The sequence below is a fragment of the New Jersey aster yellows phytoplasma genome, assembly GCF_002554195.1.
Lineage (GTDB): Bacteria > Bacillota_I > Bacilli_A > Acholeplasmatales > Acholeplasmataceae > Phytoplasma.
Genome location: NZ_MAPF01000052.1, coordinates 1 through 2,116, shown reverse-complemented (window position 1 = coordinate 2,116; position 2,116 = coordinate 1). Strand labels below are relative to the sequence as shown.

At 21.7% G+C, this 2,116-nt stretch carries 1 pseudogene; it reads right to left on the bottom strand.

The window, feature by feature from the left end:
* Positions 1–1,257: 1,257 nt before the first annotated feature.
* Positions 1,258–2,032 (bottom strand): annotated as a pseudogene (locus BBA70_RS02120) (transposase); the annotation flags it as partial.
* Positions 2,033–2,116 lie beyond the last annotated feature (84 nt).

The following is a 2,116-nucleotide window of genomic DNA, read 5'->3' as shown; positions in this document are numbered from 1 at the left end:
TATCAGAAGTTATCACCCATTCCCTCTTTTGATTTTGAATATGAAACAGGTACAGATGAAAAACTTTTTTCAAAAGTTTTTTTAAAAAAAATATATCAAAAAAACAATAAAAAAATTAATTGAATTATTAGAATTAGATGAAAAGACAAACAATTATTACAAAAAAGATTTTACAATGATTCTGGTGAAGTTGATTCGGTTAATAAAGATACTTGGGATGTAACTTTTGATGAAAATGAACAATAAAACAGAAGAAATGTCTACAAAAGAATTATTTGAAGAAGAAACAAAACAATAAGCTTATTAAAAAATGTTTTATTAAAACCAGAAAATAATAAAACATTAACTGAGGCACAATTTAAAAAATTCATTGAAGATACTCTATAGTTAAAGTTAAATACGTTTTAAAAGACAAAACTTCGGTAGCTTTATTAAAAGACACTTTTCAAACTATTTTTTTCACCAAATACAAAACTAAAATTTTTGTAAGCTTTACTGTGCTATAGCTAGTATGGTTGTTTTCTTTTTTGCAAAACTACAAAATTTAGAAGAAGGGTTTACTAATGATTAAATTAATGTCTCATAAAAAAAACTAATTAAAATGTTTTTTTATTGTTACTTATATTGCATTTCTTAGTTATTTAATTTATGTTTTTAACCATACTTTTTTAAATAATTATCCTCATATAGATTATTTTCAAGCCAACAAAAAAATGGAAAATAAAGAGTATGATTATTTAATTTTATCAAAACATGAAACATTTTTAAGAGAACAAGAATACTACATTTTAATATTTAAGTGAGAATAGTTATAAAAAAATAGGCAATGTCTTGTTAATGGGGGGAATGAAATTGTAAGAATTATATAAGATTATCCAAGCCAAATAAATTAAATTTTCATAATCTATCAAAAATGCGCTGTTTCGTTTTTTTTGGACTATTTTTTTGATTTAAAAATTACTCTTTAAGACTAAAAAATTAATTAGATAATTGCATATCTTTTCAAACTAAAGAAATATTTTTTTAAATTTCAAAAAGTTTCTAAGCCTTTTAATAATTCATTAGTTTCAAAAGATATTTTTTTGTTATATTTTATCTTTACACTATATAGTTAGGTAAAAAAAGTTCAAATTACTCCAAGAAAATTAAATTATAATTATTTTTTTGCGTAATTATGTTATTTTGATGAAAAAATGCGCAAAAATAAAACTTTTTCCAAGGCTAAATATTAAAATAAATTAATGATTAAAAATAAATTTATATGTTTTTTTGGGAATATTGAGAAGGGGATGAATAATTTAGATAAAATCCATTGATTGTTCCAAAATTTAGGGAAATAATTTATTATTTTTTAAACTTTTTCGATTGATTTTTGAAATAAAAAAGGATGTTGATTTTGTAAGATATTTTTTATTTGGCCGAAAAAGTTTTCAATTACGGCGTTATCACGTGGAGTAGCTTTTCTCGGCATGATGATTAAAAAACCTTTTTTCGTTAAATTTTGTTGGACTTTTTGTGATTGATAAACTGTGCCTTGGTCGGAATGAATAATACAAGGTTTATTTAATGGAGGTATTTTTTTGATTTTATTTAAAAATAATTGTTTATTTTGGATTTTTGAAGTGTGGGAAGCGATTATTTGTTTGTTGAAAGAGTCAATGATACAAGAAAAATATAAAAATCCTTGAATAATTTTTTTAAAGGGGCTGTTGATATAAAATCTTGTTTGAATAAATTGCTTACTACTTTTAATTTAGCTTTTCTTTATTATAATAATATTTATTTTTTTAATTCTTAAACGACAAAAAATAAAGTTTTCTTTCATAATAGTATAATTTTTTTCTTTGTGATGTTTTTTGTTAAAAGTTTTTTGGTATAAATCAGTGATTTTTCGATGACCGCAAAAATATTATTCGTGTAAACATAAAGATTGAATGCGTTTTTTTGCAATAAGTGTTTTTTATTCTTTGGCTTTGATTTTATTTTCTACTTTCAACCAATAATAATAATAATAAGTGCTTTTTTTGATTTTTCATGGTTTAAATATGAATAAAATACCGAAAACAAATAACTAATTTAAGAAATCTAATAAAATAAAATAGATTACATTAACAAC